Genomic DNA, 13382 nt, shown 5'->3' with positions numbered 1-13382 from the left:
GGTTGTTGATGATGACGATCGTCTCCCCGCGGGCGGGACACCTGTCCGAACCGCCGCGCGCGGCCTATCGTGCACGGCGCGCGGGCGGGTGCGCTGGAACACGCGCCTGCCCGGCCTGTACGATCCCGTTTCCCTTCATCCTCCCATAGATCGAGCATGCGACGACTCGCCCTGCTGGCCGCGCTGGCGCTGTTTCCGGCCGCGCTCCACGCGCAGCCCGAGCCCCTTACCCGCGCCGACACGCTGCGCGGCTCCATCGGCCCGGCGCGGGCGTGGTGGGACGTGACGTTCTACGATCTGAACGTGGCCGTGTCTCCCGGCGACAGCACCATCACCGGCTCCACCGGCATCACCTACCGCGTGCTGCGGCCGCGCACCGAGATGCAGGTGGACCTGGGCGCGCAGTTGAACGTGGACAGCATCGTTCAGGACGGGCGCACCCTCCGCTACCGCCGCGACGGCGACGCGCTCTTTGTGACCCTGCGCGCGCCGCAGCCGGCGGGGGCCAGCAAGACCGTCCGCGTGCACTACCGCGGCAGGCCGCGCGTGGCGCTGAACGCCCCGTGGGACGGCGGGCTGGTGTGGGCGCGCGACAGCATCGGCAATCCGTGGATCGCGACGGCGGTGCAGGGAACCGGCGCCAGCGCCTGGTGGCCCAACAAGGACACGCAGGCCGACGAGCCCGACAGCCAGGCGGTGGCCATCACCGTTCCGCGCGGCATGGCCGACGTGTCCAACGGCCGCCTGCGCCGCACCACGGAAAACGCGGACGGCACCACCACGTACCACTGGTTCGTCACCAGCCCCATCAACAACTACGGCGTGGCCATCAACGCCGGCAGCTACGCGCACTACAGCGAGGAGTACCAGGGCGAGGGCGGGCGGCTAACGCTGGACTTCTGGCCGCTGGCGTACCACCTGGACGCCGCGCGGCGGCAGTGGGCGCAGACGCGGCCCATGCTGCAGTGCTTTGAGCACTGGTTCGGCCCGTACCCGTGGTACGAGGACGGCTTCAAGCTGGTGGAAACGCCGCACCTGGGAATGGAGCACCAGAGCGCGGTGGCCTACGGCAACCACTTCCGCAACGGCTACCTGGGGCGCGACCTGTCGGGAACCGGGCTGGGGCTGGAGTGGGACTTCATCCTGGTGCACGAAAGCGGACACGAGTGGTTCGGCAACAACATCACCACGCGCGACATCGCCGACATGTGGGTGCACGAGGGGTTCACCACCTACTCGGAAGCGCTGTACACGGAGTGCCAGCAGGGCAAGGACGCGGGCGCGCGGTACGTAATCGGCCAGCGGCGCATCGTGCAGAACGACGAGCCCATCATCGGGCCCTACGGCGTGAACCGCGAGGGCTCCGGCGACATGTATCCCAAGGCCGCCAACATGCTGCACACCATCCGCCATCTGGTGAACGATGACGAGCGGTGGCGGGGCATTCTGCGCGGCCTGAACCAGACGTTCCGCCGGCAGGTGGTGACGGGCGCGCAGATCCAGGAATACGTGAGCCGCGAGGCGGGAATGGATCTGACCCGCGTCTTTGCGCAGTACCTGACGACGACGATGATCCCCGTCCTGGAGTACCGCGTGCAGAACGGCACGCTCTCGTACCGCTGGGCCAACGTGGTGCGCGGCTTCGACATGCCCGTGCGCGCGACGACGGCGCCGGGCGCGTACACGCTGCTGCGGCCTACCACGGCCTGGCAGACGGTGCCAACGACTGTGGCGGCTTCGGAGTTCCGCGTGGATGAGAACTTCTACGTGCAGACGGTGGACGTGGTGGCGGCGGGGAAGTAGGGAATGGGGAATGGGGAATAGGGACGGACGGGGGATTCCGGGCCGGGCCGCTATCGGTTGAGGTCCGGCGCTCCGTCCGTGGCTGGTCGGGGATGATCATCGACATTGAGGCCGGCCTCCCGCCATCGTACCTTGGATGGCGAGGGGCCGGTTTTCTTTGTATCCACCTTCCACTCCCGCTGAGCCCGATGGCCGAAACTTCCCGCGACGAGCTGCTCGCCAACTACTCGCCCGCGGTGCGCGCGCTGGCGGAAGAGGCGTGCGATCTGATCCGCTCGCTGATGCCGGCGGATGCGCCGGAAAAGGTGCACCCCGGGTGGAAGAACATCATCTTCGGCCACGGGATGGTGCTGGCGGTGGGGCCGCTCAAGGACCGCATCAACATCATGCTGGCGGGCGCCGGGCTGCCGGATCCCTCGGGGCTGATGGAGGGGAGCGGCAAGGCGGGGCGCCACATCAAGATCCGCTCAAGCGAGGCGCTTCGGAATCCCGCCCTGGCCGACCTGCTGCGCGCCGCCGTCGCCGATTCCGCCGTGCCTGCGCCGCAGCGCGCCGCCACCAGGGCCGGCGAACCCGTCTCCGGCCACCGCGCGTACGCCAGCAAGACCGTCAACGCGCCCGTGGACCGCCTGTTCGCCGCGTGGACGGACGATGGGGAGCGCGCGGGCTGGGCGGGGGATCATCCCATCACCATCCGCGGCACTACGCCGGGAAAGTCGCTGCGGGCGCGGTGGGAAGCCATGCCGCTGGACGTGCGCTTCGAGGCCAAGGGCGAGGCGAAGAGCGCCGTCACCATCGACCATCGCGAGATCGGCACGGCGGAGGAGGCGGCCCGCATCAAGGGGCTGTGGAAGGAAGCGCTGGACCGCCTCAAGGCCAGCCTGGAGGGATGAACGACCGAAGCCCCGCGCCGGATGACCGGCGCGGGGCTTCAGCGTTTCAGGATGCCGGTCAGCCCGGGAGGGGCGCGTGGGCCGGGACAGGGCGGCTGCCCATGATGCCGCCGGTATTCTCGTTCTTTTCGCGGTGCGTCCAGCCGAACCACACCAGAAAGATCACAAATCCCACGATCACCACGGCCATGATGAAGCGGCCCGTCCCGGTCGATCGGCCACCGGGGTGCTTGAGATCAGATGCCATTGGCGGATTGCGGGTGAGCGCGGCTCGGGTGAGCCGGACACCCCGCGCAACTGCCGTGCTCGCGCGGCGAGGTGGCGGCCACCGCTGCAATCCCGGAGAGTCCCCGAACCGGTGGATGACGTCATCGCCGATTGAAAAGCGGGACGGAGTGATGATGAGACCCGGCGCGGGTGGCGGACCGTCCTGAGCGAATGGATCCGCCGCTCCCGGGGCTTCAACCGCGTTCGGGACACCAGCGAAGTCCCCCGCCGCAGTCCGCGAAGGCGGACTTCGTGTCTTTCGAGGCGCGGTTTCAACCGCCGGGCGAGATCCCGCCGATGCGCACCGCCTCCGCCCTCGCACTGAAGTATTCCCTTCTCCCGCGGCTCGGGTGAGCCCGCCCCTCCCTCACTGCCGTGCTCGCGCAGCGCGGCCTTCCTCAGGATACGACGGGGCTGAACAGCATGAAGGCGATGAGCCAGCAGTCGAGTTGAACCAGCATGAGCAGCACCCACCGCCTGATCCAGTACGCTCCCCGGCCGTCCCGGTAGTTGCGCGGCTGCAGAACGTCCCGCTGCCAGAAGAACGAGGCGTCCCTGTACGGGCTCTGGCCCGGCCTGAGGTCGATCCGGTCCACGACCGAGGCGCGGAGCGTCAGGCGGTTTCGCCACCCCGCCAGGCATCCGCCCAGGAAGAAGCCGAGGCCCAGGATGAGCTCCGGCGTCCAGTCGATGTCGGGTACCGGCGTCACTCGTCCGCCGGCTTGTCGGTGGCGGGAAACCAGCGGTGCAGCAGGGCGTCCGCGCGCCGGCCGGCCACGAGTACGACGGTGGTGATGGCGACGGCGATCAGCGTGGTGTGCCAGAGCCCCGCCGCGCACGCGATCCCCACGCCCGCCGCCACCCACAGCGTGGCCGCCGTGGTGAGCCCGCGCACGTGGTCGCCGCCCTTGAGAATGGCGCGGCCGCCCAGAAAGCCGATCCCCGCCGCGATCCCCTGAACCACGCGCGCCAGCGACGACGGATCGTACTCGCCGCCCGCGCCGGACGCCGTGGCCACGCCCACCAGCGTCATGAGCGCCGTGCCCAGCGCCACCAGCGCGTGCGTCCGCAGCCCGGCGCTCTGCCGCGGATTTCGCGGTTCAGCCCCAGCGCCGCGCCCGCCAGCGTGGCCGCCCCCAGGCGCAGGGCGGCGTCCATCGCCGACAGTTCGGGGAGGATGATGGTCATCGCCGGGGGCCGGCCTATCCCCGCACCAGCGGTTCCAGCCGGTGGCGGATTTCGTCGGGGATGTAGACGCTGGAGCGGGTGGTGGTATCGAACATCACCGAGGTCACGGTGGCGTCGGTGATGCGCTCGCCGCGCTGGTTCACGATCTCCTGCCCGATGCGAAAGCTGCTGCGCCCCATTTCCGCCAGCCACGTGCGCACGCTCAGCCGGTCGCCCAGGTTGGCCTCGTGGCGAAAGTTGATGTTGACGTTCACCAGCACCGTGCTGAGCCGCGACTTGCCGAAGAAGTCCAGCGGAATGCCGTTCGCCTTGACCCACTCGAAGCGGCCCCACTCCAGGTACTCCATGTACTTGGCGTTGTTTACGTGCCCCAGCGCGTCCAGTTCGGTGGAGCGCACTTCGATGTCCATCGTCGTGATCACCGGATGATCTCCGTTGTCGGTCAGCTCTGGCCCGGATCAGGGCTTCCGCAGGCGAGGCCCGCCCATCGCCACGAATGTACCTCGCTCCCGCACGCGCGACCATGCCGCGGCGCCGTCCTCCTGGCGAGGGTGGGGTGGATGACGATCATCCGCTCCGGCCGCCGTGGCCCGGGCGAGTGATCTGCGCGGTCAGCGCCGCGCGTCGGTGATGGCGGAGAGCACGCGCTGCACCAGTCCGTCCACCGCCGCGTTCTCGATCCACCGCGACACGACCACCACGTCGTGCTCCGGGTCCACGTAGATGATGTTGGTGCCGTTGCCCAGGTGCGCGAACGCGGTGGCCGGCGCGCTGGGCCACAGCTTCCGGTCCGTGTTCAGAAACCAGTTCATGTAGCCGTACGTGGGCTGCGCGGGCGTGGGCGTCAGCGCGCCCCGCACCCACGCCTCGCTGAGCACCTGCCGGTCGCCCCACCGCCCGCGCCGCAGCGTCAGCAGCCCGAAGCGCGCCATGTCGCGCGCGCTGATGAACATGCCGCCTCCCCAGTGCCCGCCGCCGCTCACAGACTGCACCGCCTGGCCGTCCATCAGCACCCACGAGTTCTCGTATCCCACCCAGCGCCACGAGCTGGACGCGCCGATGGGGTTCATCACCTCGTCGCGCAGCACCTGCGGCAGCGGCCGGCGCCACACGTTCAGCGCGGCGAGCGCCAGCAGGTTCACGCGCGTGTCATTGTACTCATACGTGGCGCCCGGCTCCGCGCGCGGGCGGGTGAGCCATTCCGCGGGGTTCTGCGCCGGGCGGTCGGCCCAGTCGGGCTTGCCCCAGAGGGTGCCTTCCCAGTCGCTGGTCTGGCGCAGCAGATCGTTCCACGTGATGCGGCGCTCGCGGTCCGTGTCGAACAGCACCAGCGGCCGCCCCTCCCCCAGCCCGCCCGCGTGCCGCCCTCCGCCCTCCGGCGGCAGGACGAACACCGGCGCGGCGGACGCCTCCACCGGGTCGCTCACGGAGCGGATCAGCCCGCGGTCCACCGCCACGCCCACGACGGTGGACAGGAAGCTCTTGGTGACGCTGAACGTCATGTCCACGCGGTCCGGCTCGCCCCACTCGGCCACGATGTAGCCGTGCCGCAGGATGATGCCGGACGGAGCGCCGCGCGTCTGGAACGGGCCCACGGGCTCGCCGAACGGCTCACGCCCGAAGGTCTGAAAGTGCGCCATCTCCAGGTCGCGCGGCGCGCGGGCCTCGCTGGCGATGGCAAAGGCGATGGCGGAGTCCACGCGCGCGGCGTCCATGCCGGCCTGCGCGGGGGCGCGCCGCTCCCACTGTCCCGCGGGTGGCACGTACGCGCCCCGCTGCGCCTGCGCGCCCGTGGCGAGCAGAAGGGAAAGGGCGACGATCAGGGTCTTGGGATGAGGATGAGCCACGGAATCCACTCGGTGCCGGGAGCCAGGTTCGCGATCCCTATCGGAATAGCGGACCGGACCGGCGACAGCAAGGCGGGTGGGTGGATCCGGGAAATGCCGCAGCGCGGGAGTCAGAGCTGGCGTTGCGCGAGGAACCCCTGCGCGGCGAGACGATCCGCGAAGCGGGGGAGAAAGCCGGAACGCAGCGAATCCAGATACTGCTCCGGCGTGTACGGGGCCCGTTTCAGCGACAGCCGGTGCTGTTCCGCCGCGGCCCGGAGCTGGTCCTCGTGCGTGGACGAAAGGCGCTGGATGAAGTCATCCGCCGTAAGCGCCTGTACGTTCCACGGGGCGAGGCGGTCGTTGGGGAAGTCGCGGACGTTGTGCGTGACGATGAACTCGGCTTCGTAGTGCACCGCCAGCGCGAGTACGTGCCGGTCATCCGCGTCAGGAAGGGCAAGACCCTCAATCAGATGCGTGTAGCCGGTGCCGAGGGCGCCGGGAAATGCTCTTTGCATCTGATCCAGCAGATGGGAGATCTGCTGCGCATTGAGACCGGCTTTTTCGGGAAGATGGCGCGCGATCTCGTTCAGGATGTCCTCGGACCAGAGCGGCTCAAAGATTTCGAACGTGGATGCGTGGAGAAGGAAGTTCCGTAGCTGAAACGGAAACAGAACATTCGCATCGAGTACGGCAAGCGGCCCGGCCACGGGTCAGTATCCCAGGCCCAGCCGGTGTGTCGTATCCGCCATCTCCTCAAGGTCCGCGAGACGATCCGCGCGCGAACGCAGCGGCCCAGACCGTCCATCAGCCGTGCGTGCCTGATGGGCGAGGACGGCGGCGCGCGTAATCCGGCGATGCGACCCCACCCAGCGGAACGGAATCTCGCCCGCGTCCAGCAGATTGATCAGGGTTGGGCGGCTCATGCCAAGGATTGCCGCCGCGGCGGTGGTGGACAGTTCCTCGTCATCCACCGTCTGCAGTGAAACCGTGTGTCCCGCAGCCAGCTCGCGCAGGATGGCCGCAATCGCACCAAGAACGCTGTGGGGCAGCTCGACTTTGCCGAATGACTGGGCCGTGATCCACAGGCGCTGCGCCGGATCATCCACGGCGCGCATCACGCGGTTGTGACTCTGCCGGGCGAGGTCCACGTCGGCCTCAGTAGGCTCAATAACTCCAATGCTTTCGCTCATCAGCACACCCGTTCGGCCAAGTATTTCCGATCACATACAATTGTAAGCAGTAAGTGAAGCAAGTGCAACGCACGCAGCCAGTGCAAGAGCTGACGGCGTGAGGTCGATTGAAGCCGTCTCAGTCCAGCGTGGCGGGAAAGCCCAGGCGCGTGAGCAGGCCTCCATCCACGAAGCTCAGCTTCTCGGCGATCCAGCCGCCGTCCGGGCTGAGCCGGGCGACGGTGAGGGCAAGCGGATGGTAGGGGCCTTCGGAGCCGTCGCGGCAGTACTCGGCAAAGACGAGGTCGCCGTTCAGCGAGGCGGGGATGATGCGAAAAACACCTGGGCCGGGGTGTCCGCCCCAGACCGTGTAGCCGGAGTAGAGCGCCCGCAGCGTCTCCCGTCCCGTGTACCACGCGGCCCATGGCGGCATGGACTGGATGGCGTCTTCGGCCAGCATGGACACGATCGCGTCCATGTCGCCGGCCTCCCACGCGGCGACGTAGCGGGCGGCAACCTCGGCCGTATTCCGGTCGAGACCGGCGGGGCGGGGCACGGGCGTCCTTCGCCCGGTGTCCGTGGACAGGGCCGCGCGTGCGCGCTGCAGGGCGCTGTTGGCCGCGGCGACGGAGGTGCCGAGGGCACGGGCCGTCTCCGCGGCGGACCAGTCCAGGACGTCACGCAGGATCAGGGCGGCGCGCTGGCGCGGCGGCAGCGTCTGCAGGGCGTGGATGAACGCCAGCCGCACGCTCTGCCGAAGCTCCGCGACGGCGTGAGGATCGTGGCTGGCGGCAAGCGGGTGCGGGTACGGTTCCACCCAGGCAATGTCGTGTCTCTGCTCGCCGAGCCCCAGCGCGGGATCCCGCGGCCCGCCCAGGTCGCGGGGCAGCACGCGCCGGCGGCGTGACCGCAGCGCGTCCAGGCTCGCGTTGGTGGTGATGCGGTACATCCACGTGCGAAAGCTGGAGCGCTGGTCGTATGCGGCAAGCGCGCGCCACGCCTTGAAACAGGCTTCCTGCAGAACGTCTTCGGCGTCCTCCACCGAACCCAGCATGCGGTAGCAGAACAGGTGGAGTTCCCGGCGGAGGGGCTCCACCAGCCCGCGGAACGCCTCCTGGTCTCCGCCCGTCGCGGCCAGCACCAGCGTGGCCTCGCCCGCGAAGCCGTCCGCGGACACCGATGAGTTTTCCCGCCGTCCAGCGTCTATCCGGGTGCTCACGATTTCCTTTTTCGATCGCAGCCAGAGGAGCCCGGCTACATGCAACTGTTTTCCCAACTGAACTTCGGCGGCAACTGCGAAGAGGCATTCCGCTTTTACGAAGCCCACCTGGGCGGGCGCATCACCACGATCCTGCGAGTGCGGGACCTGCCGCCGCACGTGCCCCCGCCGCCGGGCTCGGCGGACGCCGTGATCCACGCGCGCATGGACATCGCGGGCGTGGAACTGATCGGCAACGACGTGCCGGCGGCGTACTTCGAGCCCGTCCGGAGCTCCTATCTATACCTGTCGCTGGATTCTGTCGAGGAGGCCGAGCGCGCCTACGCGGCGCTGTCCGAGGGCGGTGAGATCGGGATGCCCCTGCACGAATCCTTTTTCGCCGCCCGCTTCGCGCAGGTGCGGGACAGGTTCGGCGTTCTCTGGTCGATTCTGTACCGGCAGCCGGAGTAGCGCTCCGCAGGGCGGAAAACGCGTCCCCGGCCATGGGTTCATGGCCGGGGACTTTTCTGGATGCCGGGCCGGGTACAGCGGCGGCGTTCATCCCGCGCGGGCGATCGCATCTCCGCCGCCGCGAGTTTGATGGCCGGCGGATCGGCCGTTCTTCACCGCGAGTCTGATCCGCAGTGCGTCGCGTGCAGGATGTGGCGGTAGTCGCGGGCGGCCTGAGGGAGCCGGTCGCGGCGGGCGCGGAGCAGGGATTCGATGCGGGCGCCGCGCAGTTCGTGGTACTCGGCCGGCGCGGAGCGGACGGCGTTGGCGATGGCGGCATCCGTGAGGCGGCCACGCAGTTCGGCGGCGGCGAGGTCCCACTCGGCGGCGGGAAGGGCGCAGAGGAACTGGCGATCCAGATCGCGCGCGCTCACCAGCAGCCCGGCGAGGTCGCGGTACTCCGCGTCAAAGCGCACGATCTTGGGGTCCACAAAGCGCGCCATCCACGGAAGCACGCCGCGGTAGTCGGCCAGCGCGTAGTCGCGGTCGCGCGCGATCGCCGTCCACCGCGGGCCATCCGCCGTTTCGCGCAGTGCCCACCGCCACTGGCCCTCGTGGCGGTCCCAGTCGCCCAGGTAGACGTCCATCAGCCGGGCGCGCAGGTAGGCAGGCGCATCCACCGCGTGCCCCGGGTTCGTCCGCAGGTCCTCCAGCACCTTGTCCGTTCCCGACACCCGCGACGCGCCGCCGAAGCCGTCATTCGGGTATTCCTCGATGGAGCCCAGCAGCCCGGCGAATGCCTCCCCGTGCTCGCCCAGCCGTGGATGCGCGGGGAGCACGGCCAGGCGCGGCGACGGATGCGCGACCCCGGCCGCGTCCTGCAGCGCGGAGGCGATCAGCGCGCCGGCGGGGTGCAGCGCGCCCACCTGGTCCTGCCGGATGCCGCCAACCGTGTGCCGTCCCACCCATCCCAGCGTCCCCGTCTGGTCCTTCTCCAGCGAGCGGAAGACGTACTCGCGGCCGTCCGCGCCGGTCAGGTGCAGGTTGCGCGTCTGGTTGCCGCCGCCGCGCCGCAACGGTGTCAATCCACCCGCGAATCCCGCCAGGTTCAGCACTTCCGCGCGGACGGGGACGGACCACAGCTCACGGTATCCGTTGCCCAGAAAGAACCTGCGCACGCCGCCCGCCCGGTAGCGCGCGCCCGCCGTCACCATCACCGTCGGTTCGCCCGGTGACGGAATATGATCGGGGATGGGGATTTCCGGCGCGGGCAGCATCAGCAATCCGGCCACGATCGCGATGCACAGCAGAAGGCAGGCGATCCCCACGCGCGCCGGCCAGCGGCGTGCCGCGCGCGGAGCCACCGGGCGCGGCACGTTCTCGGCGCCGATCGCCTGCTCCAGCGAGATCTCGGGGACGGGGGTGCGGGGCACGGCGGGAAGGGTGCGGGGCGGGGGACGCGGGGCTCAGGAAAGGTGGCGCCATCCACCGATTGCGACAACCGTTCCGCCGTACGAGTTCGCCGAGACTGGCCCGATTCCGGCAGGCCGGGAACGAGGCCGCGTGCCTCGTCGACGACGAAACCCCGCGCGCGGACACGTTACGCCGTGACCGGCGCCGCGTCCTGGTCTCCATCCACACCATCCTCACACAGACCGAAATGTCCCGGACAGACGCAGAATCAGCCTATGAGCGCGTCGTCGACCGCTTCGGCGACCGGGTTGTCCGGCGGGGCGGGGAGGCGTTTTTCCGCCTGGCCGATGCGCTGGAACTCGTCGCCATCTGCCGCCGGGAGGACATGGCGATGCTGGGCGTGGAGGGATTCTTTTTGCGGCCGCCGTACATCGAGGCGCTGCTGGCGGCCATCGGCGATTTCTCGGTTCCCGTGCGGTACTGGACGGATTTTCAGCGCATCTGCAACGACGAGAGCGAAGCCTATCTCCGCCAACTGCAGGTGGAATATCCCCAGCCGGAGTTCGTGGTCGCCGTCAGCGTCATGATGCGGTCGGAGTGGGGCTCCAAGTACTTCTGAGACGCAGATCGTGATCGGCCGCGAGCGCCGTTCCGCAGCCGCCGCGCCGTGGGCGTACGATGCTGCTCATCGGTCGCGCATCACACTTCAGGACCAAGACGCGCTGGAGTCGGCGAAGCCCGCGATGGAGATCGGCGCGAGTGCGTCCTGTCCGAGCGCACGCAGGTCCCCGCGGCCGATGCGCCGCGGGGACCCGTCTGTCCACCATCACGAGCGAGCGTGCGGGGGCCGAAACCCCGCACGGCTCGCGCGGATCAGCACATCGGGTACACGTCGCCCAGGGTAACGAACACCGTGGGTCCGTAGTACGGCGTGCGCGTCCTGGAGCGCCCGTCGGCCAGGGTAACGGTGGCGCGCATGTACGTGGCCGGCCCGCCGCTGCGGAACGCGCCCGCGTACTTCATCCCGCAGTTGGAGGCGGAAATCGTCGTCCAGTTGATGTTGTTGCTGCTGACCTGCCACACCACGCTGGTGACCGCCGAACCGAACTCCTGCGGCATGATCCCGAAGGCCCGGTACTCGGAATCGTTCGCTTCCCAGTCGTGGATCGCGAACTCGAACGGGGGAAGCTGCGTTACCGTAACCTGGTACCGGAGCGAGAACCGCTGCGGCTTGAGGTTGTTGTCGAACGCGAACGTGTCCGTGCGGCGGCAGGCGCTGGGCGTCCAGTCCGAGTTGTTGGCGGTCCAGAAGGTGAGGTCGCACCCGGGCGCGTCGTCGCGGTACGCCTTCCACTCGCTGAACGTCACCTGATAGCGCGTGTCGCCGTCCGTGAACGTCGCGGGATAGAACACGGCGCGGTTGACGGTGATGGGCCCGTATCCCTCGGTCTGGTAGTAGGTTCCGGTGGTGGTGATGTTGGCCACGTACCACTGGTCCACGATCTGAAGCCCGTTCATGATCGCCGCCACCTGGCCGCTGAAGCCCACGTTCTGCATCCCGGTTTCCGCGGGCGTCCGGCCGCCTTCCACCCGCGCGCCGCGCGTCCATCCCGCCGCGTTGCGCTCGAAGCGGTACACGGCCCACTCGGCCGGGGTGCGGAACGACACCAGGTTGGTGGATTCCGTGCGTCCCTCGTCCATCACGCCGATGGTGATTCCGTTGGCGTCATCCACCGGGAGCGCGGCCAATGCGGCATCGTGGATGGAGTCGGCGCGCGCGGAGAGCGCGGCCGGGGTCATGTCCCGCGGGAGTTCCTGGATGCCGGTGGGGCGGTCGCAGCCCCACATGGCGGCCGCGGCGAGAACGAGTACGGCTTTCCGCATGTGCTTCCTGGTGCGGTCGTGAAGAATGGATGGCGGTCGCTGGTGGACGCGCCGGCAAGTGGATTCAATTCACGGGTCCGCTGTCACGCGTCGCCTGATACCGTGTCACGGGGCGGTCGGAGAGAAGGAACGGATTCGTCTTGTGCGATGTCGGATACTGTGAGTCGCTGCGCCGATTTGTGAGCGGTCGAAAGCCGCCGCTCATGACGCGGTGCATCGCGTGCGTGGCGCCGGGCACCTCTGATTCTGTACACTGATCGCGAACGGTTCCGCCGGATGAGGTTCACGCCGCGGTCACTCGTCCTGTACCGCGGATCGCACGCGGGCGTCTCGCGATCGCCGCCGCCGTCCTGATGGTCACCGGTCACCCCGAGCACGGCTTTCCTGATGCCTGATTCCCGCATTCTGCACGTAAACGTCGGGGCCGTCCGCGAGGTGGAGTGGCGCGGCCGGCTCGTGACGACGGGGATCTGGAAGGCGCCGGTGGAGGGCCGCGTGGCCCTTCGCTGCGTCAACTTCGCGGGGGACGATCAGGCGGACCGCACGGTGCATGGCGGGCCGGACAAGGCAGTGTACGCCTACTCTCGCGAGGATTACGACTTCTGGCGAGAAGAGGAGGGATTCGACACGCCTCCCGGCCTGTTCGGCGAGAACCTGACCGTGGATGGCATCGACCTCTCGGCCGCGCTGGTGGGGGAACGGTGGAGCGTTGGATCCACCGTGCTGGAGATCGCGCAGCCTAGGATGCCCTGCTTCAAGCTCGGCCTTCGCGTGGGAGATGCGCATTTCCCGAGGCGGTTTCAGCGCGCGGGCCGGCCGGGCGCGTACTTCCGTGTCGTGCAGGAGGGCGAAGTAGGCGCGGGCGATGCCGTGCGCGTGCTGGAGCGGCCGGACCACGGCATTACGCTGCGGTACATGACGGAGGTGCTCACCGATCGCGGGAAGGCCGCCGCCCTGCGCGCCGTCCCCAACCTGCCGGAGTTCTGGGATGACATCGCGCACGGGCGGATCGCGCTGGAGTAAGCCGGTCCGCGGATCACCGGCCGTCTGAGCATCCACACCTCGGTGAGCGTCCATGCCTCCCTGAGCATCCCATGCCTCCCTGAGCGAATGAATCCGCCGCTCAAACAGCGGGAACCCCCGACACCGGCCGCTGGCGCGTCCGGTTCGGGGCTTCAACTGCGTCCCGCGATCACGAACAAAGCCGTCCCCGCAGTCCGCGCAGGCGAACGCCTCATAGTTCGACGCGCGGTTTCAACCGCCGGGCGAGAGTTGCGGCCGCGCGCGG

16 protein-coding genes are annotated in these 13382 nt (G+C 69.1%); 5 read left to right on the top strand and 11 right to left on the bottom strand.

Going from position 1 to position 13382, the window contains the following annotated elements:
* Positions 1-156 precede the first annotated feature (156 nt).
* Together HNQ61_RS07120 and HNQ61_RS07115 are read left to right on the top strand one after the other, a co-directional pair.
* Positions 157-1803: a M1 family metallopeptidase gene (locus tag HNQ61_RS07120; protein WP_170036043.1), complete on the top strand. Its 1647-nt coding sequence runs from the start codon at positions 157-159 to the stop codon at positions 1801-1803.
* Between the two features lie 188 nt (positions 1804-1991).
* The gene (locus tag HNQ61_RS07115; protein ID WP_170036044.1) at positions 1992-2696 is read left to right on the top strand and encodes a DUF1801 domain-containing protein; all 705 of its coding nucleotides are present in this window, start codon (positions 1992-1994) and stop codon (positions 2694-2696) included.
* Positions 2697-2754: 58 nt separating this feature from the next.
* Here HNQ61_RS07115 and HNQ61_RS07110 read toward each other — a convergent pair whose 3' ends face one another.
* The 9 genes from HNQ61_RS07110 to HNQ61_RS07075 form a co-directional block, all read right to left on the bottom strand.
* Positions 2755-2943 carry a hypothetical protein gene (locus HNQ61_RS07110; protein ID WP_170036045.1) on the bottom strand — a complete coding sequence of 63 codons (189 nt, stop codon included), beginning with the start codon at positions 2941-2943 and terminating at the stop codon, positions 2755-2757.
* 418 nt (positions 2944-3361) lie between these two features.
* Positions 3362-3673 (bottom strand): hypothetical protein, encoded by a 312-nt coding sequence (locus tag HNQ61_RS07105; protein WP_170036046.1) that lies wholly within the window; start codon positions 3671-3673, stop codon positions 3362-3364.
* Positions 3670-4017, bottom strand: coding sequence for an MgtC/SapB family protein (locus HNQ61_RS07100; RefSeq protein WP_338088090.1), 348 nt, complete (start codon positions 4015-4017; stop codon positions 3670-3672). The genes HNQ61_RS07105 and HNQ61_RS07100 overlap by 4 nt, the downstream gene beginning before the upstream one ends.
* Entirely contained in the window at positions 3993-4151 is a 159-nt protein-coding gene (locus HNQ61_RS28230; RefSeq protein WP_205761769.1) for a hypothetical protein, read from the bottom strand. Before HNQ61_RS28230 ends, HNQ61_RS07100 begins: the two co-directional genes overlap by 25 nt.
* 14 nt (positions 4152-4165) lie before the next feature.
* Entirely contained in the window at positions 4166-4573 is a 408-nt protein-coding gene (locus tag HNQ61_RS07095; protein ID WP_170036047.1) for a YbgC/FadM family acyl-CoA thioesterase, read from the bottom strand.
* A gap of 189 nt (positions 4574-4762) precedes the next feature.
* Positions 4763-5998, bottom strand: a complete 1236-nt coding sequence (locus HNQ61_RS07090; protein WP_205761771.1) for a serine hydrolase — start codon at positions 5996-5998, stop codon at positions 4763-4765.
* Between the two features lie 110 nt (positions 5999-6108).
* Positions 6109-6687, bottom strand: a complete 579-nt coding sequence (locus HNQ61_RS07085) for a VapC50 family PIN domain-containing toxin (protein ID WP_170036048.1) — start codon at positions 6685-6687, stop codon at positions 6109-6111.
* A 3-nt stretch (positions 6688-6690) separates the two neighbouring features.
* Positions 6691-7170 carry a helix-turn-helix domain-containing protein gene (locus HNQ61_RS07080; protein ID WP_170036049.1) on the bottom strand — a complete coding sequence of 160 codons (480 nt, stop codon included), beginning with the start codon at positions 7168-7170 and terminating at the stop codon, positions 6691-6693.
* A gap of 118 nt (positions 7171-7288) precedes the next feature.
* Complete coding sequence (locus HNQ61_RS07075; protein ID WP_183685561.1) at positions 7289-8326, bottom strand: RNA polymerase subunit sigma-70; 1038 nt, start codon at positions 8324-8326, stop codon at positions 7289-7291.
* An 81-nt stretch (positions 8327-8407) separates the two neighbouring features.
* On the opposite strand from HNQ61_RS07075, the gene HNQ61_RS07070 reads away from it, so the two are divergent.
* Positions 8408-8818 (top strand): VOC family protein, encoded by a 411-nt coding sequence (locus HNQ61_RS07070; RefSeq protein WP_170036051.1) that lies wholly within the window; start codon positions 8408-8410, stop codon positions 8816-8818.
* 152 nt (positions 8819-8970) lie between these two features.
* Here the strand turns inward: HNQ61_RS07070 and HNQ61_RS07065 are convergent, their stop codons facing one another.
* Positions 8971-10230: a hypothetical protein gene (locus tag HNQ61_RS07065; RefSeq protein WP_170036052.1), complete on the bottom strand. Its 1260-nt coding sequence runs from the start codon at positions 10228-10230 to the stop codon at positions 8971-8973.
* Positions 10231-10457: 227 nt separating this feature from the next.
* On the opposite strand from HNQ61_RS07065, the gene HNQ61_RS07060 reads away from it, so the two are divergent.
* The gene (locus tag HNQ61_RS07060; protein WP_170036053.1) at positions 10458-10829 is read left to right on the top strand and encodes a hypothetical protein; all 372 of its coding nucleotides are present in this window, start codon (positions 10458-10460) and stop codon (positions 10827-10829) included.
* A gap of 254 nt (positions 10830-11083) precedes the next feature.
* Here the strand turns inward: HNQ61_RS07060 and HNQ61_RS07055 are convergent, their stop codons facing one another.
* Positions 11084-12094, bottom strand: coding sequence for a hypothetical protein (locus HNQ61_RS07055; RefSeq protein WP_170036054.1), 1011 nt, complete (start codon positions 12092-12094; stop codon positions 11084-11086).
* A gap of 387 nt (positions 12095-12481) precedes the next feature.
* Between HNQ61_RS07055 and HNQ61_RS07050 the strand changes: the two genes are divergently transcribed.
* Positions 12482-13117: an MOSC domain-containing protein gene (locus HNQ61_RS07050; protein WP_170036055.1), complete on the top strand. Its 636-nt coding sequence runs from the start codon at positions 12482-12484 to the stop codon at positions 13115-13117.
* The last annotated feature ends 265 nt before the right edge of the window (positions 13118-13382 follow it).

The organism is Longimicrobium terrae (assembly GCF_014202995.1).
In the GTDB taxonomy this organism is placed as follows: Bacteria; Gemmatimonadota; Gemmatimonadetes; order Longimicrobiales; family Longimicrobiaceae; genus Longimicrobium; species Longimicrobium terrae.
The sequence above is the reverse complement of the archived record's forward strand: the minus strand, read 5'-3'. Positions and strand labels throughout refer to the sequence as shown.

What these genes read in the sequence shown, in the direction of transcription:
- HNQ61_RS07080 (WP_170036049.1), bottom strand. Translation starts at nt 7,170, where the DNA reads ATGAGCGAAAGCATTGGAGTTATTGAGCCTACTGAGGCCGACGTGGAC.
- HNQ61_RS07120 (WP_170036043.1), top strand. Translation starts at nt 157, where the DNA reads ATGCGACGACTCGCCCTGCTGGCCGCGCTGGCGCTGTTTCCGGCCGCG.
- HNQ61_RS07110 (WP_170036045.1), bottom strand. Translation starts at nt 2,943, where the DNA reads ATGGCATCTGATCTCAAGCACCCCGGTGGCCGATCGACCGGGACGGGC.
- HNQ61_RS07055 (WP_170036054.1), bottom strand. Translation starts at nt 12,094, where the DNA reads ATGCGGAAAGCCGTACTCGTTCTCGCCGCGGCCGCCATGTGGGGCTGC.
- HNQ61_RS07115 (WP_170036044.1), top strand. Translation starts at nt 1,992, where the DNA reads ATGGCCGAAACTTCCCGCGACGAGCTGCTCGCCAACTACTCGCCCGCG.
- HNQ61_RS07060 (WP_170036053.1), top strand. Translation starts at nt 10,458, where the DNA reads ATGTCCCGGACAGACGCAGAATCAGCCTATGAGCGCGTCGTCGACCGC.
- HNQ61_RS07050 (WP_170036055.1), top strand. Translation starts at nt 12,482, where the DNA reads ATGCCTGATTCCCGCATTCTGCACGTAAACGTCGGGGCCGTCCGCGAG.
- HNQ61_RS07070 (WP_170036051.1), top strand. Translation starts at nt 8,408, where the DNA reads ATGCAACTGTTTTCCCAACTGAACTTCGGCGGCAACTGCGAAGAGGCA.
- HNQ61_RS28230 (WP_205761769.1), bottom strand. Translation starts at nt 4,151, where the DNA reads ATGACCATCATCCTCCCCGAACTGTCGGCGATGGACGCCGCCCTGCGC.